The organism is Pseudoalteromonas shioyasakiensis (assembly GCF_024518675.1).
Lineage (GTDB): Bacteria > Pseudomonadota > Gammaproteobacteria > Enterobacterales > Alteromonadaceae > Pseudoalteromonas > Pseudoalteromonas shioyasakiensis_B.
Window position 1 is genome coordinate 224,073 of record NZ_JANIGL010000001.1, and the last position, 26,464, is coordinate 250,536.

The window sequence follows — 26,464 nt, forward strand, 5'->3', positions numbered from 1 at the left end:
AGCAACAAAAAGCCCAGCAAATGCTGGGCTTTTTGTTTATTAAATGTAATGGTCAGCGTAGGGCTTTCAATTACATTTAATAAACGCTTCAAGCTGTTGTAGAAAGTAACTAAGTTACTTAATCAACTTAGCTAAAAACTTGATATTTCGTTAACGCACTAACTTAGCGAGCACGGAATACGATGCGACCTTTTGATAAATCGTATGGGGTCATTTCTACGGTAACTTTATCGCCGGTTAAAATACGGATATAGTTTTTACGCATTTTACCTGAAATGTGAGCCACAACAACGTGACCATTTTCAAGCTCAACTCGGAACATTGTATTTGGTAAAGTATCAAGGACCGTCCCTTGCATTTCGATTACGTCTTCTTTCGCCATGTTTAGCGTAACACCTCTTTAATAGTTAAACGATGCAGATTTTGCCCAAAATACACCAATAAGTAAAGCTACAGCGACTATTTTTGTAAATTAAATAGCCACCCACGTATCATTAACCCTATTTTCGGCAGGTAAAAATTGAGTTTTGTAGCGCATTTTAGCACATTCGTCTATTTGATAACCTAAATACACAAAGTCTTTATTAAACAATTGCGCAAACTTTATTTGTTCTAAAATCATCAATGTGCCCACACTATATTGTTCATAGTCAGGGTCAAAAAAGGTATAAATTGCCGAAATAGCATTGTCCATACAATCAGTTACAGCAACTGCAATTAATTTATCTTGGTGCCATAATTCAATAAATGAAATGGGCAGCCAATGACAAAATAAAAAGCTTTGGTATTGTGATTGTTCTGGCGGGTACATTGAACCATCTTGGTGGCGCTCACTAATGTATTTACTATATAACGGGTAATATTCAGCGCGCTCTTGCTCTGAATATTTTACTTCAAAGACCGTTTTCGCTTTATTAAGTTTACGTTTTTGTGATTTTGATGGCGTAAACTGCTTTGCTAGAACACGAATTGATTTGCATGCACTGCAAGCGGGGCAGTGGGGGCGATAAATTTGGTCACCACTGCGGCGAAAACCTAGGCCAAGCAAGGTTTCAAATTTACTCTTGGTGTAACAACAGGGATCGAGAATAACCAGTAATTGCTCTTGGCGATCGCCCAAATAACTGCAATCAAATTGTTGGCTCAAACCTAAGCGTGCTGGAAGATGATCAGTCATAAATTGCTATAAGCTCCTGAGCTTGCCACATAGTAGCTGGGATTTTGTAACTTGCTGCATTATTAAGTTTAGATAAAAATTCAGCTCTAGGTACAACTTTTTCACCTAAAGACAGCAAATAAGGATTTTCTAGTTGGCAATCAATAAAATGGGCATGATGGCGTTTAAGCCAGTTTACCAATGCCCACATCGCCAACTTTGAGCAGTTTGTTTGATGATGGAACATCGATTCGCCACAGAACACGCCTGTTTGCATGAGGCCGTACAAACCCCCAACCAGTTGGTCGTTACGCCAAACCTCAACGCTATGGGCTAAACCATCGATGTGAGCTTGTTTATAGGCATCAAGCATATCGTCAGTGATCCACGTGCCTTCAACATCTATGCGTTGCTGCTGGCATGATTCAATGACTTCATCAAACGCGGTATTAACGGTTACTTTAACGGGGAATTTACGCAAATGCTTACGTAAACTTTTACTAATGTGAAAATCAGCAAACTCGATAATGCCACGCTCACTCGGTGACCACCACATAATAGGCTCATAGTCGCTAAACCAAGGAAAGATACCTTGGCTATAGGCGCTTTTTAGTCGCGGTAGTGATAAACAACCACCAATGGCAAGTAAGCCATCGGGCTCATCTAAGGCAAGCTCAGGATGCGGAAAAGTAACGTGTTCTTGAGATAATTGATAGAGTTGTTTTGTCATTACACCGTTTCTTATTACTACGCGGTAAGATAAATTGTAACTTGTTGCTTTAAAATCACAAACAACAAATGAAAAACAATTAGCTTAGCTGCTCGAGAGAAGTTGTAGGCATAAAAAAAGCGCGTTATTAAAACGCGCTTTTTTATACTGTTAATGCTAATGAATTAGCTAACAACTTTTACTGGTACAGCTTCACCAGCATTAAATTTAGTTGTCATTTCTTCTTCAACTGGTGTGAACGATGTAAGATCAATGCCTTCAACTGCAGACTTATACTCTTCCATAGTTGGGAAGCGACCAAGTACTGTAGAAAGAACAACCAGTGGTGTAGAACCAAGTAGTGATTCACCTTTTTTCTCTGATGTATCGGCTACTACACGGCCTTGGAAAAGGCGTGTTGACGTTGCGATAACGGTATCACCCGGTTCAGCTTTTTCTTGGTTACCCATACATAGGTTACAACCAGGGCGCTCTAAGTATAAGATGTTGTCATACTTAGTACGAGCCGCTGTTTTAGGCTTAGAATCGTCAAATTCAAAACCAGCGTACTTAGCTAAAATATCCCAATCGCCTTCAGCTTTAAGCTCGTCAACAATGTTATATGTTGGTGGCGCAACAACAAGTGGCGCTTTGAATTCAATTGAACCGTTTTTCTTTTCTAGGTTACGTAGCATGTGAGCAATAATTTTCATATCGCCTTTGTGAACCATACACGAACCAACAAAGCCTAAATCAACTGGTTTGTCATTGTAGAATGAAACAGGGCGGATCACATCGTGCGTATAACGCTTAGATACATCATCGTTATTTACGTCTGGATCGGCAATCATTGGCTCAACGATTTGGTCTAAATCAACTACAACTTCAGCGTGGTATTTAGCGTTGTCATCTGGAGATAGAGCAGGCTCCTCACCAGATTGGATGCCCGCGATACGCTTGTCAGCTAAGTCGATTAGCCCTTGCAGTGTTTTCGCTTCGTTTTCCATGCCTTTGTTGATCATGATTTGAATGCGTGATTTAGCAAGTTCAATTGACTTGATCAGTGTTTCATCGTTTGAAATACAGATTGATGCTTTCGCTTTCATTTCTGCAGTCCAGTCAGTGAAGGTAAACGCTTGGTCAGCCATCAGCGTACCAATATGTACTTCAATGATACGGCCTTGGAACACGTTTTCGCCACCAAATTGCTTCAGCATTTGCGCTTGAGTTGCATGTACCACATCACGGAAATCCATGTGTTTAGCCATTGCGCCTTTAAACGTCACTTTAACTGAATCAGGGATTGGCATTGCTGATTCACCGGTTGCAAGTGCAACGGCAACAGTTCCTGAATCGGCACCGAATGCTACACCTTTTGACATACGTGTATGCGAGTCACCACCGATGATGATCGCGCGGTCGTCAATGGTAATGTCGTTCAATACTTTATGGATAACGTCAGTCATGGCATGGTAAACGCCTTTCGGGTCACGTGCTGTGATAAGACCGAATTTATTCATGAACGCCATTAGTTTTGGAATGTTTGCTTGCGCTTTGCTATCCCATACTGACGCTGTATGACAACCTGACTGGTATGCACCATCGACAAGTGGCGAAATTGTTGAAGCAGCCATTGCTTCTAATTCTTGTGCAGTCATTGGACCGGTTGTATCTTGTGAACCTACGATGTTCACTTTAACGCGAACATTTGAACCTGCGTGAAGTGGCGTATCAGATAGTACACCTACCGCATTACGGTTAAAGATTTTCTCAACCGCAGTTAAACCTTGACCTTCATGTGAAATTTCTTTTGAAGGTGCATAAACAAGTGGTGTATCAATGCCTAGTGTTTCAGCAGCAAATGTTTGGATCTTCTTACCGAATACCACTGCGTAAGAACCACCTGCTCGCATGAATTCAACTTTTTGTGGAGTAAATGCAGATGATACATCAACCAGTTCTTTATCACCGTTATAAAGCTTTTTCTCTTTAGTATCGATTGTTAAAACAGTGCCTGTGGCAACAGAGTATGCTTCTTCAAGAACAGCATCACCATTCTCATCAGTTACTGTGTTACCGTTTGCATCGACTTTTTTCACCCAGTTCTTAAGGTCAAGACCAATACCACCGGTTACATCAACGGTAGTTAAGAAGATTGGCGCGATACCGTTAGTGCCTGCAACAACCGGTGCAATGTTGATGAAAGGAACGTAAGGACTTGCTTGTTTACCAGCCCAAAGTGCCACGTTATTTACGCCTGACATACGAGACGAACCAACACCCATTGTGCCTTTTTCAGCAATCAACATTACTTTAGCATTTGGGTGTTTTTTCTGTAGTGCAACAATTTCTTGCTGTGCTTCAGGTGTGATCATACATTGGCCGTGTAGTTCACGGTCAGCACGAGAGTGAGCTTGATTACCAGGTGATAGTAAATCGGTTGAAATATCACCTTCGCCAGCGATATAAGTTACTACTTCGATTTTTTCTTCAATGTCAGGTAACTTTGTGAAAAACTCTGCTTTTGCAAAGCTTTCTAGCAAATCTTTAGCAATTGCACTGCCTGCTTCATATGCAGCTTTTAAGCGAGCCATATCTGCATCGTATAAGAATACTTGTGTTTTAAGAACTTCAGCAGCTTGGGCTGCAATTGCTGCGTCATCACCAAATGCTAAATCAAGTAGCATTTCAATTGATGGGCCGCCTTTCATGTGTGAAAGAAGCTCAAATGCAAACTCAGGAGTGATTTCTGCAACAGATTCTTCACCAAGAATGATTTCTTTTAAAAACTGTGCTTTAACGCCCGCAGCACTGGTTGTTCCTGGTAATGTATTGTAAATAAAGAAATGTAATGAATCTTTACGGTGCTCGTTATCAGTATCTTTAATTTGAGCAATTAACTCAGATACTAGTTCTGCGCTATCGATAGGTTTTGGGTTTAATCCAAGTTCCGTTTTACGGGTTTGGATTTCTTCCATATATTTTGTATACAAACTCATAGAAAACTCTCGGTATTTTACTTGATATGAAGTTGAGCATTTTAACTTATATTACAGTCTCTCGTCATGCCCAAATGAACAAAGCTTTTATGCCCCAACTATTATTATAGCTAGTTTTACTTGCGTTACTTTGACGATAATCATTGCACGGCTTCAGATCCTACCGCACTTACACCATTAATTGTATATATAAAATGAATCTTCACTATAATTACTGTGAATGTCCTTTGTAAACACAAGACTTTATTTTAGACTTTACTTGAATAACTTTATTTAAGGCATAAAAAAGGGCTGAGAAATCAGCCCTAAATAGAGTAATAAAAAATTATAAATTATCTAAAAAACGCTCAGCGTCTAATGCCGCCATACAGCCTGTACCGGCAGACGTGATTGCTTGACGATAAATGTGATCAGACACATCACCAGCTGCAAATACACCCGGTACACTAGTTTGTGTTGCGTTACCGTTTAAGCCTGATTCAACAACTAAATAGCCGTCTTTCATTTCTAACTGGCCAACAAACATATCAGTATTTGGTTTATGACCAATCGCAATAAACACACCAGCTAAATCCAGCTCTTCAGTTGCATCTGAGTTTGCGTCTTTAATACGGATACCCGTTACACCCATTTGGTCACCCAGTACTTCGTCTAGTGTGCGGTTGTAATGTAGTACAACATTACCGTTTGCCGCTTTTTCAGCTAAACGATCAGCTAGGATTTTTTCACTGCGGAAACTATCACGACGGTGAATTACATGTACTTCATCTGCGATATTTGATAAATAAAGCGCTTCTTCAACCGCAGTATTACCACCGCCAACTACCGCTACTTTTTGGCCTTTATAGAAAAAGCCATCGCAGGTCGCACACGCTGACACACCACGACCTTGGAAGTTAGTTTCCGACTCTAAGCCTAAATATTTAGCAGACGCGCCAGTTGCGATAATTAAAGCATCACATGTGTATGTCCCTTGATCGCCAGTCAATGTAAATGGGCGCTTTGATACATCCACTTTATTAATGTGATCAAACACGATTTCAGTTTCAAAACGCTCGGCATGCTCTTTCATACGATCCATTAGCGCAGGACCTGTTAAACCATGAGCATCGCCTGGCCAGTTTTCAACTTCAGTTGTTGTTGTAAGTTGGCCACCTTGCTGCATACCTGTGATCAATACAGGGTTTAAATTTGCACGCGCTGCGTATACTGCTGCAGTGTAGCCAGCAGGGCCAGAACCTAAAATTAGTAACTTACAATGTTTTGCTTCACTCATGTTTTTATCCTAAACGTTTTAATAGCGTATTAATGTGCACGATTTTAAGAGAAACAAGAGGGAAGTAAATAAAACTATCGATTATTTTTTTTAGCAAATCGCAAAGCTGTCAAATATTGTGTACTAGAATTGCACAAAACAACCGTTCTGTATGATATATGAACTATTAGGCCATTATTAATCTAACTGACACCGTTAATTCATGACCAAGCTCAGTTTTTTTGATATGTTTTAACTAATTTTGATTTGTGACCCTGTAATAGGGTGACCTAAGTGAATAGGCAACTATGTTATTTTGGCAGGAAAAACCCGCATTTGGGTTGACTTCAAAAGACGTTAACGTCTTAACCAATGCAAAACAGTACCACACACAATTACTGGCTTTGATTGCAAGCGCACAAACACGTATTTATATTACCGCGCTGTATTTACAAGACGACGAAGCAGGGCGCGAAATTCTCGAAGCGCTACATCAGGCTTCATTAGCTAATCCAGCGCTGGAAATTAAAGTGTTGGTTGATTTTCATCGTGCTCAACGTGGCTTAATTGGCGCAGCTAAGTCAGATGGCAACGCTAGCTTATATTGTGATTATCAGCAAAAATACCAATCAAACGTTGCAGTTTATGGTGTGCCGGTTAAAGCGAAAGAGTTATTTGGCGTGCTACATTTAAAAGGCTTTGTTATAGATGATACATTGCTTTATAGCGGCGCAAGTTTAAATAATGTGTATTTGCACCATGACGAACGTTATCGTCTTGACCGTTATTTTTTAGTGAATCAGGCATCCTTGTGTAATTCAGTTGTTGATTTTATTGAAGGGCAATTACTAAGCTCTGAGGCAGTTCCTCGTATTGATACGCGTCCACTAACTAAGTTTAATGATATTAAACTGGCACAAAAGCAATTAATGCGTTCATTAAAACAGGCTAATTACGCCCATGCAGTTGATAAAAATAAACAGCCGCTTGGGGTGAGATTGTTTTTAGGTTTGGGCCGTCGTAGCAATGAACTTAATCGACTTATAAAATCATTGTTTGATACCACAGAGCAAGAGCTGGTGTTATATACACCTTACTTTAATTTTCCTGCACCGTTAATGCGCTCCTTAAGGCGTTTGCTTAAACAGGGCAAGCAAGTCACTATTGTGGTAGGTGATAAAACCGCCAATGACTTTTATTTACCGCCGAGCGAGCCATTTAGTAAAATAGGTGCGCTACCATACTTATATGAAACGATTTTGTATAAATTCTTAAAATCGCAAAAACGTCATATAACGAATGGGAACCTAAATGTCTATTTGTGGAAGCACGATAGTAACTCGTTCCATTTAAAAGGCATTTGCTCTGATCGGAAAAACCATTTACTCAGTGGCCATAATTTAAACCCACGTGCATGGGGCCTAGATATTGAAAATGGTATTTTATTAGAAGATCCTGAACAATCATTAATGCCCGCTATCGATAACGAAAAAGCGGAGATCCTTAAGCACTGTAGACGCCTTAATGGACCTGAAGATTTAGAAACCATGGATAACTATCCGCAAGCGGTGAAGAAGTTATTAGGGCAGGCTAAACGGGTTAAAGTTGATTTTATAATTAAACGCTTTATCTAACTTTAAATTACCAATAAAAAAGCAGCTAAATTTAGCTGCTTTTTTCATTTATGCGTGTTGCAAATTATGCATTTTCAACAGCAGTACGTGGGTCTACGTATTCCATGTTGAACGCTTCAGCAACTTCTTTATAAGTAACTTGGCCTTTGATTACGTTTAGACCTTTAAGGAAGTTAGCGTCATCTAGTAGTGCTTTCTTATAACCTTTATTTGCAAGGTTAATGATGAAAGGCAGTGTTGCATTGTTAAGTGCAAACGTAGAAGTACGCGGTACAGCGCCCGGCATGTTAGCAACACAGTAGTGAACAACTTCATCAACGATGTAAGTTGGATCAGCGTGAGTGGTTGCTTTAGAAGTTGCGATACAACCACCTTGGTCGATTGCAACATCAACAATTGCAGCGCCAGGCTTCATTGCTTTAATGTGTTCAGCAGTAACTAGTTTAGGCGCAGCAGCACCTGGGATAAGTACGCCACCAATCACTAAATCAGCTTCAAGTACGTGTTTTTCAAGTGCATCAGCCGTTGAGTAAATCGCTTTTACTTTATTACCAAACTGAGCGTCTAAAGCACGTAATACATCGATGTTACGATCAAGTACGACAACGTCAGCACCTAGGCCTACAGCCATTTGTGCAGCGCTACGACCAACCATGCCGCCGCCAATTACAACTACTTTAGCTGGCTCAACACCTGGTACGCCACCTAATAACATGCCACGACCATGGTTTGACTTTTCAAGTGCTTGTGCGCCAGCTTGAATAGACATACGACCAGCTACTTCACTCATAGGTGCAAGAAGTGGTAAACCGCCGCGAGAATCAGTCACTGTTTCATAAGCGATACAGATTGATTTGCTCTTAACAAGGTCTTCAGTTTGCGGAAGATCCGGTGCAAGGTGAAGGTAAGTGAAAAGAATTTGATCTTCACGTAACATTGCACGCTCAACAGCTTGCGGTTCTTTTACTTTTACAATCATTTCTGCTTTTGCAAATACGTCAGCAGCTGTAGGTAAGATTTCAGCACCTGCAAGGGTGTAATCTTCATTAGTAAAACCAATGCCCATACCTGCATCAGTTTCAACAATCACTTGGTGGCCGTGATTTACTAATTCACGAACACTCGCAGGAACCATACCTACACGGTATTCATGGTTTTTAATTTCTTTAGGTACACCAATAATCATAATTTTTGCCTTGTTGGAACGGGATGAAATTTTTCACTATTATATTCATGACAAGCCAGTGTGTCTCACCTTTTTTAAAGTATTATATAGTGATATAATCTAAAAATGACAAATAAACAGTGTTAAAAACTAGTTGGCGAAATGCATGAATTATTAGACCGAATTGATCGTAAAATATTGATGGAATTACAGCATGATGGCCGTATTTCTAACGTTGAACTGGCCAGACGAGTTGGCCTCAGTGCAACCCCCTGTTTAGAGCGGGTAAAAAAGCTTGAGCGCGAAGGTTACATTGTTGGCTATAAGGCTGTGGTAGACCCCGCTAAGTTAGGGCAGGGCTTATCGGTTTATGTTGAAGTGACCATTACCAAAACATCACCGGATGTATTTGACGAATTTAGCGCGGCGGTAAAAAAACACGATGAAATTATTGAATGTCATTTGGTGTCGGGCAATTTTGACTTTTTACTAAAAACCCGAGTTAATGATATGTCTGAGTATCGCGGGGTTTTAGGCGATATTTTATTAAAGCTGCCAAATGTTAGTGAAAGCCGTACTTATGTGGTGATGGAAGAAGTAAAAGGTGAGCAAGGTGTTATTATTCGACCTTATATCGCGTAAATCATAAAAAGCCGTTCATAATCAGGCCATCAAGGTTAAGATAAAGTGCAACAAAAAGTATTTCCTGCTAAGGTATTCCACTGCTAAGTGTGAGAATAAAGAAAAATGAGGAATAGGGAATTATGCGCCTAAACGGTGTACAAAGACTATTAGAAACTGGACTAATCATTAGTAGCTTCGCGGCAATATTTATTTTGTGTGCGTTAATTAGTTTTGATCCTGCGGATCCTGCATGGTCGCAAACAGGTGAATTTAGAAACGTCAATAATATTACTGGCGCCGCTGGGGCGTGGATTGCTGATATTCTATTGCTAACCTTTGGTTGGTTAGCTTATTTAGTGCCTGCAGCAATTCAAGTATTTGGCTATTTATTATTTAAACAGCCACATAAGATTTTCCAGCTTGATTACACCACACTTGCACTTCGGGTAATTGGTTTTGCTTTATTTATCACTTCAGCCACCGCAATTAGTAGTATCAACTTTGACGATATTTATAACTTTTCATCGGGTGGGGTAGTAGGAGATGTGATTGCTGGAGCAATGATGCCAGCATTTAACTTCACCGGTACATCAATATTGTTACTGTGTTTTTTCTTTGCCGGCCTTACATTACTCACGGGCGTGTCTTGGGTGCAGTTTGTTGACTTTTTAGGTGATTGGGTCGTACGTATATACAAATACATAGTGGCACAATTTAATAGTTGGTTAAATCGAGAGCGCGAAGCGACACGAGAAGAAAAACAATCTATTGCAGATGAGCCAATCACAGAGCCTAGTGCTATTGATTTTAACGACGAGCCAAGCCATAAACAGCCAAGTGAAGGCTTTGCAGCTGAGCAAATGCAGAGCCAGCCACAGCATAATGCTTTTGATGAGCTCGATGATATTCTTGATCAAGAAATCAACTTTAGTGCCATTGACGATGAGCCAATGGATACCGCTGCGGCATTAAACGCATTGGACCAAAGCCATGTAGCTGAGCCTGAAAAACCAGTAACAACGGTTGTTTCACCAGCGAGACCTATGCCTAAGCCAAAAAGCACGTATCAGCCGCCACCTACAGCGAAAGAAAAGTTTGAACAGTTATTAGAAGAGCAGCCACCAAGTGCGCCGCTGCCAACCCTTGATTTACTCGATAGGCCAGATAAAGCGAAAAACCCAATTTCGCCTGAAGAGCTTGAAGCTGTATCTCGTTTAGTTGAAACTAAATTACTTGATTTTAACGTACAAGCAGCGGTTGTCGGGGTATACCCAGGCCCAGTAGTTACCCGTTTTGAACTTGATTTAGCACCGGGTATTAAGGTCTCTAAAATTACCGGCCTTGCTAAAGATTTAGCCCGTTCATTATCAGCGGTGAGCGTACGTGTTGTTGAAGTTATCCCTGGTAAAACCTACGTGGGAATTGAGCTGCCAAATAAACACCGTGAAATAGTGCGTTTATCAGAAGTCATTGACGCGCCAAAGTTTGAGCAAAACCCATCACCGCTTACTATGGTGCTAGGTAAAGACATTGCTGGTGAGCCAATTTGTGCCGACTTAGGCAAAATGCCACATTTACTGGTAGCGGGTACAACGGGTTCAGGTAAGTCAGTGGGCGTTAATGTGATGATATTAAGCTTATTGTATAAATCAGGCCCTGATGACGTACGTATGATCATGATTGACCCGAAAATGTTGGAACTTTCAGTCTACGAAGGTATCCCACATTTATTGTGTGAAGTTGTCACTGATATGAAAGAAGCCGCCAATGCGCTACGTTGGTGTGTGGGCGAGATGGAACGTCGTTACAAGTTAATGTCAGCGTTAGGTGTACGTAACTTAAAAGGTTACAACCAAAAGGTAATGGAAGCTAAAGAAGCGGGTTATCCAATTCTAGACCCATTATTTAAAGACACTGACGGCATGAAAGATGGCCCAGATGAGCTTGATAAACTGCCAAGTATCGTTGTAGTGATTGATGAGTTTGCCGACATGATGATGATTGTTGGTAAAAAAGTTGAAGAGCTGATTGCACGTATTGCACAAAAAGCCCGTGCTGCGGGTATTCACTTAGTATTGGCAACGCAGCGCCCATCGGTTGATGTAATAACTGGTTTAATTAAAGCCAATATACCAACGCGTATGGCGTTTCAGGTATCAAGTAAAATTGACTCGCGTACTATATTAGATCAACAAGGTGCAGAAAACCTACTTGGTATGGGTGACATGTTGTATTTACCGCCAGGAACCAGCGTTCCTGTGCGTGTACACGGCGCATTTGTAGACGACCACGAAGTACATGCGGTGGTTGATGATTGGAAAAAACGTGGCAAACCAAACTACGTAGATGAAATACTTAACGGCGATGCCACAGAAGAAATATTACTGCCGGGCGAAGCCAGTGAAAACGCGGATGAAGAGTCTGATCCGCTTTATGATGAAGCCGTATCATTTGTGATTGAAACCGGTAAAGTGTCGGTTTCTAGTGTACAACGTAAGTTGCGTGTAGGGTATAACCGCGCAGCGCGTTTAGTAGAGCAAATGGAAACGTCGGGTATTGTGAGTGCACCAGGACATAACGGTGCTCGCGATGTTTTAGTGCCCAACAGTGGAGCAAATTAAATGAAAAAATTTAACTATTTAGCACTAGCAGTAAGTTGTGCTTTATCTACTACAGCAATTGCCAGTGACAGCCAAGCGCTACAAGATAAACTTGCCGAATTGAAAAGCTTTCAAGCGCAGTTTGTCCAACAAGTAAACGATGAGCAAGGTCAATCAATCATGCAAGGTAAAGGTAATATTGCCTTACAACAACCTATGATGATCCGCTGGCAACAAGCCAGTCCAGACGATACCTTGTTTATATCAAATGGTGACAAAACCTATTACTTCGACAGTTTTGCTGAGCAAGTAACCATCATGAATACCCATAGCTTGATTGATTCAACTCCGTTTGTGTTATTAACTTCAAAAGACCCTGCGCAATGGCAAAAGTACCAAGTGAAAGCCACTGATACGGGCTTTAGCGTGACACCAAACAAAGGTGTTGAAAGCCAAGTTGAACAGCTCGATATTGTATTTGCACAAGGCGAAACAGGACTTGAAAAATTACTGGTTAAGGACAGTTCAGGGCAATCATCAACCTTTATCTTCAGTGATACCAAGGTAAATGAACAATTAGCCAAGGCAACCTTTGAATTTACCATTCCTGAAAACGTTGAAATAGACGACCAAAGCCAAGGCGAATAATTACAGTGAGTAACTTAGGCTTTAATTTTAGCCCAGATGTGCGCCCGCTTGCGGCGCGTATGAGACCAACGAACCTTGAGCAATACATAGGGCAGCAACACTTATTAAGCCAAGACAAACCACTGTATCAAGCTATTTTAGCAGGGCGCTGTCATAGTCTTATTTTATGGGGCCCTCCGGGGGTGGGTAAAACCACTCTCGCGCAAATTATAGCGAATCACGCTGACGCGTCTTTGATACAAATGTCGGCGGTAACCGCCGGTATTAAAGATATTCGCGATGCAGTGAGTGAAGCGCGTAATAACCTTGAAGGTCGCGGCCAGCGTACCTTGTTATTTGTTGATGAAGTACACCGCTTTAATAAATCTCAGCAAGATGCTTTTTTACCGCATATTGAAGATGGCACCTTTATATTTGTAGGTGCTACCACTGAAAACCCGTCATTCGCGTTAAATAACGCTATTTTATCTCGTGCCCGTGTTTACGTACTTAAATCATTGCAAGAAGCCGATTTACATTTAGTGATAGAGCGCGCCTTGGCAAATGATGACGAGCTCAGCAGCAAAACGATTACAATTGCGGATAATGCAAAAAAAGCATTGTGCCAAGCTAGTGACGGTGATGCCCGAAAAGTCCTTAATTTGCTTGAACAAGCGATTGATTTAACTACACAGAACAACGGCCAATATTTAGTGGATGAACATATCCTGAGCCAAGTTCTGCCAACACATTTAGCTAAATATGATAAAGGCGGCGATGAGTTTTACGATTTGATCTCTGCGTTTCATAAGTCAGTGCGCGGTAGCTCCCCTGATGGTGCCTTATATTGGTATTGTAGAATACTGGCTGGTGGTGGCGATCCGCTTTATGTAGCAAGGCGTTTATTAGCGATTGCCACAGAAGACATAGGTAATGCTGATCCACGTGCAATGGAAGTGGCACTTAATGCGTGGGATATTTTTCAGCGTGTAGGGCCAAGTGAAGGCGAGCGGGCTATTGCCCAAGCGACTTTATACTTAGCCAGTGCGCCAAAAAGTAATGCTGTTTATATGGCGTTTAATCAAGCCAAGGCTGATGCGCAAAATGAACCAAGTTACCCTGTGCCTGAGCATTTACGCAATGCGCCTACCAATCTAATGAAAGACTTAGGCTATGGTGCCGAGTATCGTTATGCACATAATGAAGAAGGTGCATTTGCAGCAGGCGAAAATTATTTTCCCGAGCCAATTGCCGACACTCAGTATTATTTTCCTACCGAGCGTGGCCTTGAGCAAAAAATTAAACAAAAGCTCGATTACTTAAAACAACGTGATCAACAAAGTGAGCTAAAGCGCTATGACAACACTTAAGATTTACCTCATGATTGCAGCGGGTGGGGCATCAGGAGCGTGTTTACGCTACTTTATTAGCGAAACCATGCTAAAACTGCTGGGTAGGGGATTCCCTTTTGGCACGTTGACGGTTAATATTCTTGGTTCATTGTTGATGGGCGTATTATACGGTTTGATAGAGCGCGAAATTATCACCGTCAGCCCCGCTAAATCCCTTATCGGAATTGGCTTTTTAGGTGCATTAACCACCTTTTCTACATTTTCAATGGATTCGTTGTTGCTATTGCAACAAGGCCACTTTTTAAAAATGGCCCTCAATATCGTCTTGAATGTGACGGTGTGTATTTTTATGGCTTGGCTGGGCCTTCAGCTGGTAATGCAAAAAGGTTAAAAACTAACATGTTAGATTCTAAATTATTACGTCAAGATATCGAACAAACAGCGGCGCGCTTAGCTGCACGCGGTTACGAGCTTGATACTGCGACTGTCAGCGCGCTTGAAGAAAAACGTAAAACACTGCAAGTAAAAACACAAGAATTACAAAGTGAGCGTAACAGCCGCTCCAAAGCGATTGGCCAAGCAAAAGCAAAAGGCGAAGACGCACAACCATTACTTGATGCAGTTAGCAGCTTAGGTGCTCAACTAGATAGTGTTAAAGCTGAGCAAGATGCAATTTTAGAACAGTTAAAGCAGATCTCGCTTGCTATTCCTAACTTGCCTGATGAATCAGTACCAGCGGGTGCGGACGAGTCTGAAAATGTTGAAATTTCAACATGGGGTGAGCCGAAAAAATATGATTTTGCAGTGAAAGACCATGTTGATTTAGGACAAGACCTAAACGGCCTAGATTTTGAAATGGGTGTTAAAATCACCGGCTCTCGTTTTACAGTTATGCGCGGTGCGACTGCACGCATGCACCGTGCATTAGTACAATTTATGCTAGACACGCACACTGATAAAAACGGCTACACAGAAATGTACGTACCGTATTTAGTTAACCGCGACAGCCTATATGGTACAGGTCAGCTACCTAAATTCGCTGAAGACTTATTCCACACCAAAGGACTAGTTAACGATGATGGCGAAGAGCAAGAAGGTTTTAGCTTAATTCCAACAGCAGAAGTACCACTTACTAATAGTGCCCGTGATGAAATCTATGACGAAAAAGACTTACCAATTCGTTTAACTGCGCACACGCCGTGTTTTAGAAGTGAAGCGGGCAGTTACGGCCGTGATACCCGTGGCCTTATTCGTCAGCACCAGTTTGATAAAGTAGAGCTTGTACAGCTAGTAAAACCAGAAGATTCAATGCAAGCACTCGAGGAGTTAACAGGTCACGCTGAGCAAATCTTACAAGCATTAGAGTTACCGTACCGTAAAGTGATTTTATGCATGGGCGACATGGGCTTTGGCTCTGCAAAAACCTACGATTTAGAAGTATGGTTACCAGCACAAGACACGTACCGTGAGATCTCATCATGTTCTAACATGGTTGATTTCCAAGCGCGCCGTATGCAAGCACGTTTTCGCCGTACTGGTGAGAAAAAGCCAGAATTACTGCATACATTAAACGGCTCAGGTTTAGCTGTTGGCCGTACGCTAGTTGCAATATTTGAAAACTACCAACAAGCCGACGGCTCAGTGATTGTGCCAGAAGTACTACGCCCGTACATGGGTGGACTTGAAGTGATTAAATAAAGTAATAGCTTTAAGGTTTAAGCCGTAAGTTATAAGAAAATAAGCCGCTGTTTGTAACAAACAGCGGCTTTTTTATTGGTCAAAAAAATCGGCGCTTTAAGCGCCGTTTGATCCGAGTGAAATTAATGATCGATTATATCTGCTAAAATCATGGCTGCGTGGGTTTCAACCGCACCTGAATCGAAACCATACATGTGGCCATATTTGTTCGCTAGTTCGGTATGCACATTGTTAGTGATCTCTTCTTGCCAGCGTTTAAACCAAATGAAGTGGTTACCGTCCCTCAGAATTGGGGTGTAGGGCGCCACTTCCAATTGTTTACCGACTTCAGTTCTAACATCAGCAATGTATTGCAGCAGTTCTTTTACGTCTTTTTTTGAACCGATGTTGCCATGACCGCCATTAATAAAGTCCCAATGCTTACTAAACTGTTTACTCAGAAGATTTTGGAGATCGGTTTCATAACCATTGAAATCTTCTGCTCCCGCAAAATTATAAAATGGCAATTGATCAGGGTTAATCATGTCAGCGAAATGTAGCACGCGATCGTTTCGAATTAGAATCATAGTGTTATCCGGTGTATGACCAGAACCTTTTGGTGCCATCATCTTCAGCTTTATTGAGCCAAATCTGACTATTTGAGGTTTTTTCAAGTCGTACACTTCATTTGGTGCAGGGACTTTAGGGGTTCTTACACCGCTTTCGTCCAGTTCAGCGTGGTGATTGATCTTGTCAGTAACGGCTTGACTAGCAATTACACGGACCTTATCTACCTTTGGATTATTTTTCTTAATTAAGTCAATTAGTTGATTACCACCACCGACATGATCTAGGTGGTAATGAGAGTACATAATAGCTGAGATCGGCTTATTGGTGATGGATTGAATGCCTTGAAAAAGAGCATCAATCCGGCCATCACCAAGAGGATCAATCAGTAACACCGAATCTTTAGAAACCACAACGGTAGCGTTGTAATAATTCACCCCAATCCAGTAGGTGTTTTTGCCCAATTTTTGAATAGTGAATTTACTGTCATCAAACTGGCGTTCATAAAGACTATTGATTTTCTGGCCGATTTTCAGTGATTGGTTGGCTGATGGTTCGACTTCGATTTGAACCGTTTCACCAGGGAATAAAATTGCGCGCTGGTTATTATGGTCATGGCCTTTCGCACTTACATTAAATGTAAACAGTGCAGCAGCAATAGGGGTTAAAGCTAGGATGGATAGTTTCATATTTTCTCTCCTCAATAAGGTTAAGAAAAGATAAATGAAAAACAAACATATCAAAAATGCATGTTTGTTATAATATGTAGATCATTTACGCATAACTATATAAAGTGATGACATGGTTGTACCTGATATTAATCTACGAAGTATTGACCTAAACCTGTTAACGATCTTAGAAAAGGTATTGATTCATAAGCATATTAGTCAAGCAGCTCAAGCATTAAACATGAGTCAGCCAGCAGTGAGCCGTGCCCTGATGCGCTTGCGTGAGCAATTTGGTGATCCATTGTTGGTAAAGGTGAAAAATGAGTACCGTTTAACTGCAAAAGGTGAATACCTTCGTAGCGAATTGGAAGTATTACTCAATACTATTCGGCATATGTTGGTGGATGATGAATTTGACCCTATGCAATACTCAGGCGTGTTCACTATAGGGGCGCTGGATTTCGAAATGATGATGATTGTGCCGAAATTGTTAGCACGTTTTCAACAGCGTGCTCCAAATTTGAAATTACAAATTGTGCCTTACAATTCATTTATACCGCTGCATGACTACTTGGAAAAGGTGGCGGATTTATTGTTGTATTCCACAGATGAAACACCCACTAATGTGTTTAAACAGCGCTTATTTAATGATAATTATGCTGTAGTGATGTGTTGCCAGCATAAATGGGCTAATCAAGCTATGACGTTAGAGTGCTATTGCCAAAGCCGACATTTAATCATTTCTGGTAATGGCTTGTGTAAAACAGATATGGATCATGAGCTGAAAAGGTTGGGTTATCAGCGGGAAGTAGTGGCATCTTTGCCACATTTTTCGATGGTGCCGGAGTTATTAATTAACACAGATCTGATTGCCACCTTACCAAAACGTCTGGTCACTCACTTAGGTAAACGTTATGACATCACGGTGGCCGATTTACCGTTTTACACTGCCGATTTTCAAGTTGAACAATTTTGGCATCTCATTCATCACAATAGCCCAATCCACCAGTGGGTGAGGCAGGAAATAAAAAATATGGTGGATGAAGAAATCGATAAAACGCTGTAAGTTTTAAGCTTTAAGAAGAGAAGCCGCTGTTTGTAACGAACAGCGGCTTTTTTGTTGTTAAGGGTTCAGTTAGCAAGCAGTGAAATTAACTCGGTGTGAAATCGATCACGTAGGAATAGGCTTTAGCCATGATTTTATCAAGTTCACATGAAGGTTAAGCTTTTGGCATTAAAGCTTCAGCTCATCTATAGGGCGTGCTTAAAATTGCTGCTTTATAAGCTGTGTAGTTACTTGTTTACATTGGAGTTGTTTAGTGGAATTATTAAAGGCAGGTTAAATACGCCGTTTGGGAGTGTTATAACCCCCTAAACTTGTGTTCAATAAGCGTTAATTTTTACTCAAGGAGAGAGTGTTATCGAATACGCAGAAGAGTTCTCTAAAGGAGAAAAATTAAGAAGAATACTTTTAGCAATGTTGCTAGGTTTGTTTATTATGATCACTCATAACAAATGGGTTTTTCCTTTTATCTATTGGTATGCTGACAAAGCACATTGTCATTCTCCGCTGGGTTATTCTGGAATTTCAGTATTGTGGTATTCGTTATTTGTAGGTATGCCGCTTTTATGTGCTTTCATAATTGGTGTGGTTACTGTTCCAATTGGCTATAAAGGTATTACTCAAAAACAGTTTCCGCCCAAGGGAATGAAAGTTTACAAACCTACAAAAATTCTCAGAGGCTGGAAAGGTGATTTAAAGTCGGCATTTCATTTATCAATACCAGCCTTGTTAATATTATTGTCTATTTGGGGTTATTTTCAGGTAGATAAAATGCCACATGAAGTAGGCAAAGGTGTCAACTATAGTGTATGTAAAAGCATTGGAGAATAAATGAAAAAAGGTCTTACAGACATATTTGAAGTTGATTCTGTGCTGAAGGTTTTAGTTCTATGCGTACTGACTATAGGTTCATATTTAATATATAAACTTTACTGGTTTTCAAGCCAAATCAACCAGCATACCGAACTTAAAATCTCTAACTTGTTTATTACAACGGCCATTGCTTTATTTACTATTTCATTTGGCAGTTTAATTTATGGTTTAGTTAATTATCATGATCTTTCAATTTTAAAAAGCTCGATGGCTATTCATTTAGCTTCAAGTGTTTTTGATGTAACGTGGATAATTATGGTACGTAATCGTATTAATGTAATTACAGGCTCTAATAGAGGAGACAAACTTTGGTTGAACCCATTTATCACATCAATTTTCCATGTGGTGTACATACAACATAAAATAAATAAAGGTTTAGGTAAAAGCGTAATATAGCAAAAAATTAAAATGACACTGCTCCCAACTAGCTCGCTTTTTAACTTATCCCCAACGATTTACTGTGATTCATAAAATATTATCCTGCCACAGTAAATATGATGAAGAAACTGACCAAGTTAAATCGGTATCGTCTTAATTTAAGTTAATCACTGTGGAGTAATGAATAATAACTTTGCGTCTTTTCCATCGGTTAATACCCCGATATTTCCTTTTGCTGTTACATACACATCCCGCAAACGCCCAGTAATCTCTGGGAATACATGAGATTGGCTAAACTTACCGTTAGCTAAATTGACTGCATAGAGTTTTTTGTCGACTAAAGTGGTGAGTAGTACATGCTTTTGCAGTGCAGGAAAGGCAGATTGCTTCGAGCCGTAATAAGCCATACCTGATGGTGCTATCGAAGGCGTCCAATCTACTGTCGGCTTTTTCATCCCAGCATATTCAGTGAAGGGGGAAATACGTGCTTGCGAATAATCCTTACCATAGGTTATCACTGGCCAACCATAATTGCTGCCTGCAGTTAAGTAGTTAAGTTCGTCGCCGCCAGCTGGGCCATGTTCGTGACTGACTATTTGCTGGGTGTCGTAATCGTACACTAAACCTTGGGGGTTGCGGTGCCCCAGAGAAAAAACAGCTTGAGCAGCAAGGTTCTTATGTTTGATAAATGGGTTGTCGCTTGGCACACTACCATCTAAATTAATGCGTAATGTTTTACCCAGTTGACTGGTGATAACTTGCGCTTGCTCTCGGTGATCAAAGCCATCACCACTAGAAAATAATAAAGTGTTATCGGGTAGTACTAGTGCGCGGCCAGCATAATGCTGAGGGGTGTCTTTATCCGTTGCAACTTGATAAACAACCTTAGGTTGAGAAAAGTCAGAACCATTAAAGGTCGCTTTAGCAATCACCACTCGATTTGCATCTAAATTACCTTGCGCATAAGTGAAAAAAACTTCACTTGATTGGTTAAAATCAGGGGATAGCACAATATCGAGCAGCCCCCCTTGGCCGGCAACGTATATGCCATCAAGGGCCAGCTTAACTCTTGACTGCTTATTATTTTTTATAATAACTACATGGCCGTCACGCTCAGTAATTAACCATGTGCAATTAGGGAGTTTAACCATACTCCAAGGAGAGTTAAGCTCAGTAGCAAGGGGAGCTATGGTGTGTTGTTTTGTGGGTAATGTTGAACCAGCGTGTACTGTAAACGATAAAAGCCAACATAGTGTAATACAACAGATTGATTGTTTACCAGTGACGCCTTTGCTAGTGTAAGTAAAAGGTTTTATTTTAATTTGAGATAACCATGCGCTTTTTAACACGTTTATTGCCTTCATTTTTAACCTCCTGGTTACTAACATTCACCCTTGCTAGCTTGTTTCATAGTCAATACGTTGTCAATCAATTAGTTAATGTAGGTGTTGTGATCGGCTTTAGTGATCGCGTTAATTTAACTCTAGAGGATTGGTTAGGCCTACTACCCACTTATGGCGCAATAATAGCCGTTGCACTAGCTATCGCATTTTCAGTCGCTGGGCTAATTTATAGAAAATACAATAAATACGCCATTCAACTATTTGTTTTATCAGGAATCACCGCTTTTGCTGTGGTTTTAATAGCGATTGAATCAATTATGAATATTACCATTATTGCCGGCGCTAGAGGATGGGGCTTCTATTTACAATTGGTAGCTGGTGCAATCGGTGGCTATGCTTTTGCTATGTTAGCTCACACGGATATAAGTAAAAATGGAGCAAAGTAAAGGTGAGTAGGAGATTAAATGGTCGGTATGGAGAGATTCGAACTCTCGACCCCTGCCACCCCATGACAGTGCGCTACCAAGCTGCGCTACATACCGACGTTTGAAAGCAATATACGTAATATTTTTGAAAAATCAATAAGCTTTTGTTTGTTTGAACGTTTATTGAGCGAGCTAAGGGTAAATACTTAGCTCTAAGGACAATTTTAATCTTTTAACCAATCATTGATCGATTTATACATCTCGTCTCGTAGAATTGGTTGGGCTGTTTTGTTAGGGTGTATATTGTCGTTTTGCATCAAGCTTTTATCTGTTGCGACTTTAAGTACAAAAAACGGCATTAAGTAGCTATTTGTTTCATTAGCTATGGTAGCAAAGCTTTCTGTGAACATGCCTGTATAACGTGGGCCATAGTTAGGAGGAATATGTATTTCCATTATTGCCACCTGTGCACCCGTTTGTTTACTAGTTTGTACGAGAGACGTTAAATTGTCTTGCAGCTTCTTAATCGGGAAGCCACGCAGGCCGTCATTGCCACCAAGCTCAATAAGTACATGGCTAGGCTGAAACTCATTAAGAAGGCTGTTTAAGCGACGTAGAGCACCACCTGTGGTTTCACCACTGATACTGGCATTAACAAGCTGAATATTAACTTGCTCAGCGTCGTATTTATCTTGTAACAATTTAACCCAGCCTTGCTCTTGTTTTAAACCATAGGCGGCACTTAAACTGTCTCCTAAAATTAAAATTTTGTTGTCAGCTGCTGCAGTAAGTGGTTTGATTACTAACAGTAAAACGAAAATAAAACGTAGGATTGAATACATCATATGTCAGCGCTATCTCAATTAAATATTATTCAGGTTAATGGTCTTTCGAAAACAGTATCAACCCTTGAAGGGGATTTGCCCATCCTCAGCGACATCAGCTTTAATGTCAAGTCTGGCGATTCAGTCGCAGTTGTGGGCACTTCTGGGTCTGGTAAATCAACATTATTGAGTTTACTGGCAGGGCTTGACCAATCGAGCGAAGGTGAAATCTTTTTAGATGGCGAGCCACTTCATGCATTAGACGAAGAAGCGCGTGCCGCACTAAGAGCCTCTAAAGTTGGTTTTGTATTTCAATCTTTTATGTTAGTGCAAAGCCTGACTGCCCTTGAGAATGTGATGCTTCCTGCTGAGCTTGCAGGGGAGCAAAATGCAAAGCAACAAGCGCTTGAGTTACTTGAAAAAGTAGGTTTGAGCCACCGTATAGAGCATTATCCGTCTCAGCTGTCAGGGGGGGAGCAGCAACGTGTTGCCATTGCGCGTGCATTTATTGGCACACCTAAAATTTTATTCGCTGATGAGCCATCAGCAAACCTCGATAGCAAAAACGGTAAGATGATTGAATCTCTACTGTTTGAATTAAACCAGTCCCATGGCACAACGCTCATTCTAGTGACCCACGATGATGCGCTCGCCCAAAAATGTCAGCACATTTTGCAAATAGAAGCGGGTAAGCTCGTAAAAGATACCAGTGAGGATGTGGCTAATGTGGGCTAAATTAGCGTTAAAATTATTTAGCCGTGAGTTTCGTCGCGGTGAATTAACAGTGATCTGCGCAGCTATCGCTTTAGCTGTATTGACCGTTTTAACTTTGTCTATGGTAACCGACCGAATCGGTCAAAGTATTGCACAAAAGAGTAGTGCATTTATTGCTGCAGACCGTGTACTGGCAAGTAGCCATGCATTACCTGACGACTACTTAGCCGAAGCAAGTAGCTATAACTTAAAAACAGCCACATTGACTTATTTCGATACCATGCTTTTTGCTAATGATGAAATGCAATTAAGCTCAGTTAAAGCCGTGTCGGAGCATTATCCGTTAAAAGGTGAGCTTAAGGTTAAATCAAGTTTAACTGCAAATGTCGAAGTCGCAACCCAAGGGCCAAGTGTTGGTAATGTTTGGTTTAGTGAGTCTGTTTTTTATGCTTTAAATGTAAAAGTAGGCGATTCAGTTGAGTTGGGAGCTGCGCAATTTACTATCGAAAAAGTATTAGTGGAAGAGCCTGATGCGCCTTTCAATATCTTTTCAAGTAGCCGACGCGTATTACTCAACGAAGCGGATATAGCGAAAACGCAAGTGATCCAACCCGGCAGCCGAGTATATTATCGCCAATTATACGCTGGTGATGAAAGTGACATTAGCGACTTTTATGCTTGGTTAAAACCTCAGATGAAAGAAAATCAGCAATGGTATGGCGTTAAAGATAGGCAGTCGCCAATTGCTAGGAGCTTAAATCGTGCCGAAAGCTTTTTATTATTAGCAGGGTTATTAGGCATAATATTAGCGGCTGTTGCTATTGCAGTATCAGCAAAACGTTATTGTGAACGCCAATATGATCCAGTAGCGATGATGAAAACCCTTGGTGGTAGCCGTGCAACAATCCGTAAAATATACCTTTTACACTTATCTATGGTGTGTGTGTTCTCAGTTTTGATTGGGCTATTAATTGGCTATGCTCTGCAAGGTATTGCTACTGATTATTTAGCTAAATCAATGAATAACACTTTGCCTGATGCGAGCATTAAACCATGGTTAGTCGCTATCGGTACGGGTGTAATTTGTGCGGTGATGTTTTCAATTAAACCGTTACTCGATTTATTCGATATACCGCCATTAAGGGTATTGCGCCGTAATTTAGGCGATAAGTTATTAGTGAGTAAAGTACATTTAGCGATGTCTGGCGTTACGGTGTTTTTGTTAATGTGGCTGTTTAGTAATAACTTAAAGATAACCGCTATTTTATTTGCCTCGACACTTGTATTAATTGGTTTGTTATTTGGCTTGTCGCGGCTCATTTTTGGTGGTGGTCGTAAGCTTGGCCTGCGTCCCGGTAACAGTTGGTCGCTAGCAATTGCATCTATCCAAAAGCGGGCAAATGCCAATGCCGTGCAGTTAATTAGTTTTTCGCTGGCAATCAAATTACTGTTGTTTTTGATTGTTCTTAAAAATGACATGATCTCAGATTGGGAGTCACAACTTCCCAGTGATGCACCCAATGCTTTTTTAGTCAACATAACTGAAACTGAGTTGCCTGAAGTGAATAAGTTCTTAGCGCAAAAAGACATTCTTGTTTCAGAATTTTACCCCACAATACGCGGTCGTGTTAATGCGGTAAATGGCGAGCTTGTTGCTCGCGAAGTCTCACTTGAAGATAACGAGAAAAAAGACGAAGAGGCTCGCTCTGGTATAGGCCGAGAGCTTAATCTAACGTGGCTCGCAGAGCCGCCTGCTCATAATGAAATTATCGACGGGCAGTGGTTTTCTGACGAGGCAATTGCCGAGGCGTCAGTTGAACAATCAATGCTTGATAGACTTGATATTAAGCTTGGCGATACGTTAACGTTTTTAATTGGCGCTCAATCGTTTGACGCTAAAGTCACCAGCGTTCGCAAAGTGAACTGGGCAACATTAAAACCTAACTTTTTTATTATTTTGAGTCCAGATGTATTGGCAGACTTTCCTGCAACCTATATCTCATCGGTACGTATTGAAGCTGAGCAAAAACGTGACTTTAGTGAGCTTTTACGCACATATCCAACAATCAATGCAATAGATGTTGATAGTTTTGTTAAGCAAATACGTTCGACTATATCTCAAGTATCGCTCGCAATCGGGTTTGTATTAGCCATCGTTGTTTTATGTGGTGCACTGGTGCTTATCTCGCAAGTGCAGGCAAGCCTTGGTGAGCGTATGCAAGAAATTGTTATTTTACGAACATTGGGTGCGAAAGGCAGGTTAATAAAAAATGCCACTTTGTATGAGTTTTTACTGCTCGGGGCTACTGCAGGGTTTGTTGCAGCTTTGATAAGCGACGTGGCTCTGTTTATTGTGCAAAGAGAAATGTTTGAACTGGCAGGTAAATTACACCCTCATATTTGGCTAATTGGCCCAATTGCAGGTGGTGTATTTGTAGCGGCGTTAGGTTATTTAATGATTGCCCGTACTATGCGCAAAAACACGCAAGGTTTGCTACGCTCATTAGCGTAAGTTTTAATCGACGTTATCATTAATTTGAAGTACCCGCATTTGCGGGTATTTTTTTGATTTATATAAAGTCAATAATGCACTGGTAATTTATACAGTGCTCTGGCATTATTGCCATATTAACGATTTATAGGTGTAGGTTAGCGTTTGGCTATTATTTTAGGGATCGATCCCGGCTCTCGATTAACGGGTTACGGTGTTATTGAGCATCAAGGCGCTAAATTTAACTATTTAGGTAGTGGCTGTATTAAATTAGCTGAACATGAATTTCCAATACGCTTAAAAATGATTTACCAAGGTGTTAGCCAACTGATAGAGCAGTTTTCGCCAACCACATTTGCAATTGAAAAAGTATTTATGGCCCACAACCCAGATTCAGCATTAAAGCTTGGGCAAGCAAGAGGCGCAGCCATTGTGGGAGCATCAATGGCTGAGCTACCAGTGTTTGAGTATTCGGCGCGGCAGATAAAGCAAGCAGTTGTAGGGCACGGCGGAGCTGATAAATCTCAAGTTCAGCAGATGGTTAAAAATATTTTAAACTTACCTGGTACTCCCCAAGCTGATGCCGCTGATGCGTTGGCTATTGCTATTTGCCATGCACACTCAGAACAAAATTTAATTAAACTAGCGGGCAGTGCATCAAAAACCGTTAGAGGAAGATTAAGGAAATAAATATGATCGGTCGCTTAAACGGTGTGTTAGTTGAAAAACAAGCACCAGAAATACTTATTGAAGTCAGCGGTGTTGGGTACGAAGTAAATATGCCTATGACTTGCTTTTATGATTTACCGAATGTTGGTGAAAACGCAGTTGTATATACACACTTTGTAGTAAGAGAAGATGCGCAACTATTGTTTGGCTTTAATAACAAGGTAGAGCGAGCGTTGTTTCGCGAGTTACTAAAAGCAAATGGTGTAGGGCCAAAGCTTGGGCTTGCAATTTTATCTGGCATGTCGGCACAACAGTTTGTCAGTTGTGTAAATAATGAAGATGCAACCAGCTTAGTAAAATTACCCGGAGTGGGTAAGAAAACCGCAGAGCGCCTTGTACTTGAAATGAAAGACAGACTCAAAGATTGGGGTAATGACTTATTCACTCCATTTAGCGATAATGCCGTTATTGAACCGGTGGCTAATGACACCTTGGTGGCAAATAATGCATCAGACGATGCGGTATCTGCACTCGTCTCTTTAGGCTATAAACTGGCTCAGGCACAAAAAACAGTTAAAGCCGTTGGTAAGCCGGGTATGTCTACAGAGAATCTAATTAAAGAATCTCTAAAATCAATGTTGTGAGTAAACC

At 40.8% G+C, this 26,464-nt stretch carries 24 protein-coding genes and 1 tRNA gene; 15 read left to right on the forward strand and 10 right to left on the reverse strand.

Features of this window, described 5'->3' with window-relative positions:
• Positions 1 to 163 precede the first annotated feature (163 nt).
• The 5 genes from infA to trxB form a co-directional block, all read right to left on the reverse strand.
• On the reverse strand, positions 164 to 382 hold the full coding sequence (gene infA / locus NQT69_RS00940; protein ID WP_002962494.1) for a translation initiation factor IF-1: 219 nt from the start codon (positions 380 to 382) through the stop codon (positions 164 to 166).
• Positions 383 to 472: 90 nt separating this feature from the next.
• On the reverse strand, positions 473 to 1,177 hold the full coding sequence (locus NQT69_RS00945) for an arginyltransferase (protein WP_256825852.1): 705 nt from the start codon (positions 1,175 to 1,177) through the stop codon (positions 473 to 475).
• Positions 1,170 to 1,886 (reverse strand): leucyl/phenylalanyl-tRNA--protein transferase, encoded by a 717-nt coding sequence (gene aat, locus NQT69_RS00950; RefSeq protein ID WP_256825853.1) that lies wholly within the window; start codon positions 1,884 to 1,886, stop codon positions 1,170 to 1,172. The genes NQT69_RS00945 and aat overlap by 8 nt, the downstream gene beginning before the upstream one ends.
• A gap of 164 nt (positions 1,887 to 2,050) precedes the next feature.
• On the reverse strand, positions 2,051 to 4,864 hold the full coding sequence (locus tag NQT69_RS00955) for a bifunctional aconitate hydratase 2/2-methylisocitrate dehydratase (RefSeq protein ID WP_256825854.1): 2,814 nt from the start codon (positions 4,862 to 4,864) through the stop codon (positions 2,051 to 2,053).
• Between the two features lie 325 nt (positions 4,865 to 5,189).
• Positions 5,190 to 6,140: a thioredoxin-disulfide reductase gene (gene trxB / locus NQT69_RS00960; protein ID WP_138554966.1), complete on the reverse strand. Its 951-nt coding sequence runs from the start codon at positions 6,138 to 6,140 to the stop codon at positions 5,190 to 5,192.
• Positions 6,141 to 6,427: 287 nt separating this feature from the next.
• On the opposite strand from trxB, the gene pssA reads away from it, so the two are divergent.
• Entirely contained in the window at positions 6,428 to 7,753 is a 1,326-nt protein-coding gene (pssA, locus tag NQT69_RS00965) for a CDP-diacylglycerol--serine O-phosphatidyltransferase (RefSeq protein ID WP_256825855.1), read from the forward strand.
• 64 nt (positions 7,754 to 7,817) lie between these two features.
• On the opposite strand, the gene ald is transcribed toward pssA, so the two are convergent.
• Positions 7,818 to 8,939, reverse strand: a complete 1,122-nt coding sequence (gene ald / locus NQT69_RS00970; protein WP_256825856.1) for an alanine dehydrogenase — start codon at positions 8,937 to 8,939, stop codon at positions 7,818 to 7,820.
• Between the two features lie 141 nt (positions 8,940 to 9,080).
• Between ald and lrp the strand changes: the two genes are divergently transcribed.
• The 6 genes from lrp to serS all read left to right on the forward strand — a co-directional run bounded on the left by lrp (position 9,081) and on the right by serS (position 15,819).
• Positions 9,081 to 9,560, forward strand: a complete 480-nt coding sequence (gene lrp / locus NQT69_RS00975) for a leucine-responsive transcriptional regulator Lrp (protein ID WP_058558927.1) — start codon at positions 9,081 to 9,083, stop codon at positions 9,558 to 9,560.
• 122 nt (positions 9,561 to 9,682) lie between these two features.
• Positions 9,683 to 12,163 (forward strand): DNA translocase FtsK, encoded by a 2,481-nt coding sequence (locus tag NQT69_RS00980; RefSeq protein WP_256825857.1) that lies wholly within the window; start codon positions 9,683 to 9,685, stop codon positions 12,161 to 12,163.
• Positions 12,164 to 12,790, forward strand: coding sequence for an outer membrane lipoprotein chaperone LolA (gene lolA, locus NQT69_RS00985; RefSeq protein WP_256825858.1), 627 nt, complete (start codon positions 12,164 to 12,166; stop codon positions 12,788 to 12,790).
• 5 nt (positions 12,791 to 12,795) lie between these two features.
• Entirely contained in the window at positions 12,796 to 14,139 is a 1,344-nt protein-coding gene (locus tag NQT69_RS00990) for a replication-associated recombination protein A (protein ID WP_256825859.1), read from the forward strand.
• Between the two features lie 10 nt (positions 14,140 to 14,149).
• Positions 14,150 to 14,512, forward strand: coding sequence for a fluoride efflux transporter CrcB (crcB, locus tag NQT69_RS00995; protein ID WP_372822830.1), 363 nt, complete (start codon positions 14,150 to 14,152; stop codon positions 14,510 to 14,512).
• Between the two features lie 8 nt (positions 14,513 to 14,520).
• Positions 14,521 to 15,819, forward strand: a complete 1,299-nt coding sequence (gene serS, locus NQT69_RS01000) for a serine--tRNA ligase (protein ID WP_256825861.1) — start codon at positions 14,521 to 14,523, stop codon at positions 15,817 to 15,819.
• A 122-nt stretch (positions 15,820 to 15,941) separates the two neighbouring features.
• On the opposite strand, the gene NQT69_RS01005 is transcribed toward serS, so the two are convergent.
• A complete protein-coding gene (locus NQT69_RS01005) occupies positions 15,942 to 17,054 on the reverse strand; it encodes a VarG family subclass B1-like metallo-beta-lactamase (protein ID WP_256825862.1) in 1,113 nt (370 codons plus the stop codon).
• 112 nt (positions 17,055 to 17,166) lie between these two features.
• Between NQT69_RS01005 and NQT69_RS01010 the strand changes: the two genes are divergently transcribed.
• The 3 genes from NQT69_RS01010 to NQT69_RS01020 all read left to right on the forward strand — a co-directional run bounded on the left by NQT69_RS01010 (position 17,167) and on the right by NQT69_RS01020 (position 19,365).
• Positions 17,167 to 18,099 carry a LysR family transcriptional regulator gene (locus NQT69_RS01010; RefSeq protein ID WP_256825863.1) on the forward strand — a complete coding sequence of 311 codons (933 nt, stop codon included), beginning with the start codon at positions 17,167 to 17,169 and terminating at the stop codon, positions 18,097 to 18,099.
• A 432-nt stretch (positions 18,100 to 18,531) separates the two neighbouring features.
• The gene (locus NQT69_RS01015; protein ID WP_256825864.1) at positions 18,532 to 18,927 is read left to right on the forward strand and encodes a hypothetical protein; all 396 of its coding nucleotides are present in this window, start codon (positions 18,532 to 18,534) and stop codon (positions 18,925 to 18,927) included.
• Entirely contained in the window at positions 18,928 to 19,365 is a 438-nt protein-coding gene (locus NQT69_RS01020; protein ID WP_256825865.1) for a hypothetical protein, read from the forward strand. It begins immediately after the preceding gene.
• 149 nt (positions 19,366 to 19,514) lie between these two features.
• On the opposite strand, the gene NQT69_RS01025 is transcribed toward NQT69_RS01020, so the two are convergent.
• The gene (locus tag NQT69_RS01025; protein WP_256826709.1) at positions 19,515 to 20,696 is read right to left on the reverse strand and encodes a PQQ-dependent sugar dehydrogenase; all 1,182 of its coding nucleotides are present in this window, start codon (positions 20,694 to 20,696) and stop codon (positions 19,515 to 19,517) included.
• Between NQT69_RS01025 and NQT69_RS01030 the strand changes: the two genes are divergently transcribed.
• On the forward strand, positions 20,681 to 21,136 hold the full coding sequence (locus tag NQT69_RS01030; protein ID WP_256825866.1) for a hypothetical protein: 456 nt from the start codon (positions 20,681 to 20,683) through the stop codon (positions 21,134 to 21,136). The two genes, NQT69_RS01025 and NQT69_RS01030, sit on opposite strands and share 16 nt — an antisense overlap.
• A gap of 19 nt (positions 21,137 to 21,155) precedes the next feature.
• Here the strand turns inward: NQT69_RS01030 and NQT69_RS01035 are convergent.
• Together NQT69_RS01035 and NQT69_RS01040 are read right to left on the reverse strand one after the other, a co-directional pair.
• A tRNA-Pro gene (locus tag NQT69_RS01035) sits at positions 21,156 to 21,232 on the reverse strand.
• 107 nt (positions 21,233 to 21,339) lie between these two features.
• Entirely contained in the window at positions 21,340 to 21,960 is a 621-nt protein-coding gene (locus NQT69_RS01040; RefSeq protein ID WP_256825867.1) for an arylesterase, read from the reverse strand.
• Here NQT69_RS01040 and NQT69_RS01045 point away from each other — a divergent pair, their 5' ends adjacent.
• From NQT69_RS01045 to ruvA, 4 genes are all read left to right on the forward strand, one after another.
• A complete protein-coding gene (locus NQT69_RS01045; protein WP_256825868.1) occupies positions 21,961 to 22,674 on the forward strand; it encodes an ABC transporter ATP-binding protein in 714 nt (237 codons plus the stop codon). It abuts the gene before it with no gap.
• Positions 22,664 to 25,165 (forward strand): ABC transporter permease, encoded by a 2,502-nt coding sequence (locus tag NQT69_RS01050; protein WP_256825869.1) that lies wholly within the window; start codon positions 22,664 to 22,666, stop codon positions 25,163 to 25,165. The genes NQT69_RS01045 and NQT69_RS01050 overlap by 11 nt, the downstream gene beginning before the upstream one ends.
• Before the next feature lie 144 nt (positions 25,166 to 25,309).
• Positions 25,310 to 25,834 (forward strand): crossover junction endodeoxyribonuclease RuvC, encoded by a 525-nt coding sequence (gene ruvC, locus NQT69_RS01055; protein ID WP_256825870.1) that lies wholly within the window; start codon positions 25,310 to 25,312, stop codon positions 25,832 to 25,834.
• A 2-nt stretch (positions 25,835 to 25,836) separates the two neighbouring features.
• Entirely contained in the window at positions 25,837 to 26,457 is a 621-nt protein-coding gene (ruvA, locus tag NQT69_RS01060) for a Holliday junction branch migration protein RuvA (protein WP_256825871.1), read from the forward strand.
• Positions 26,458 to 26,464: the final 7 nt, after the last annotated feature.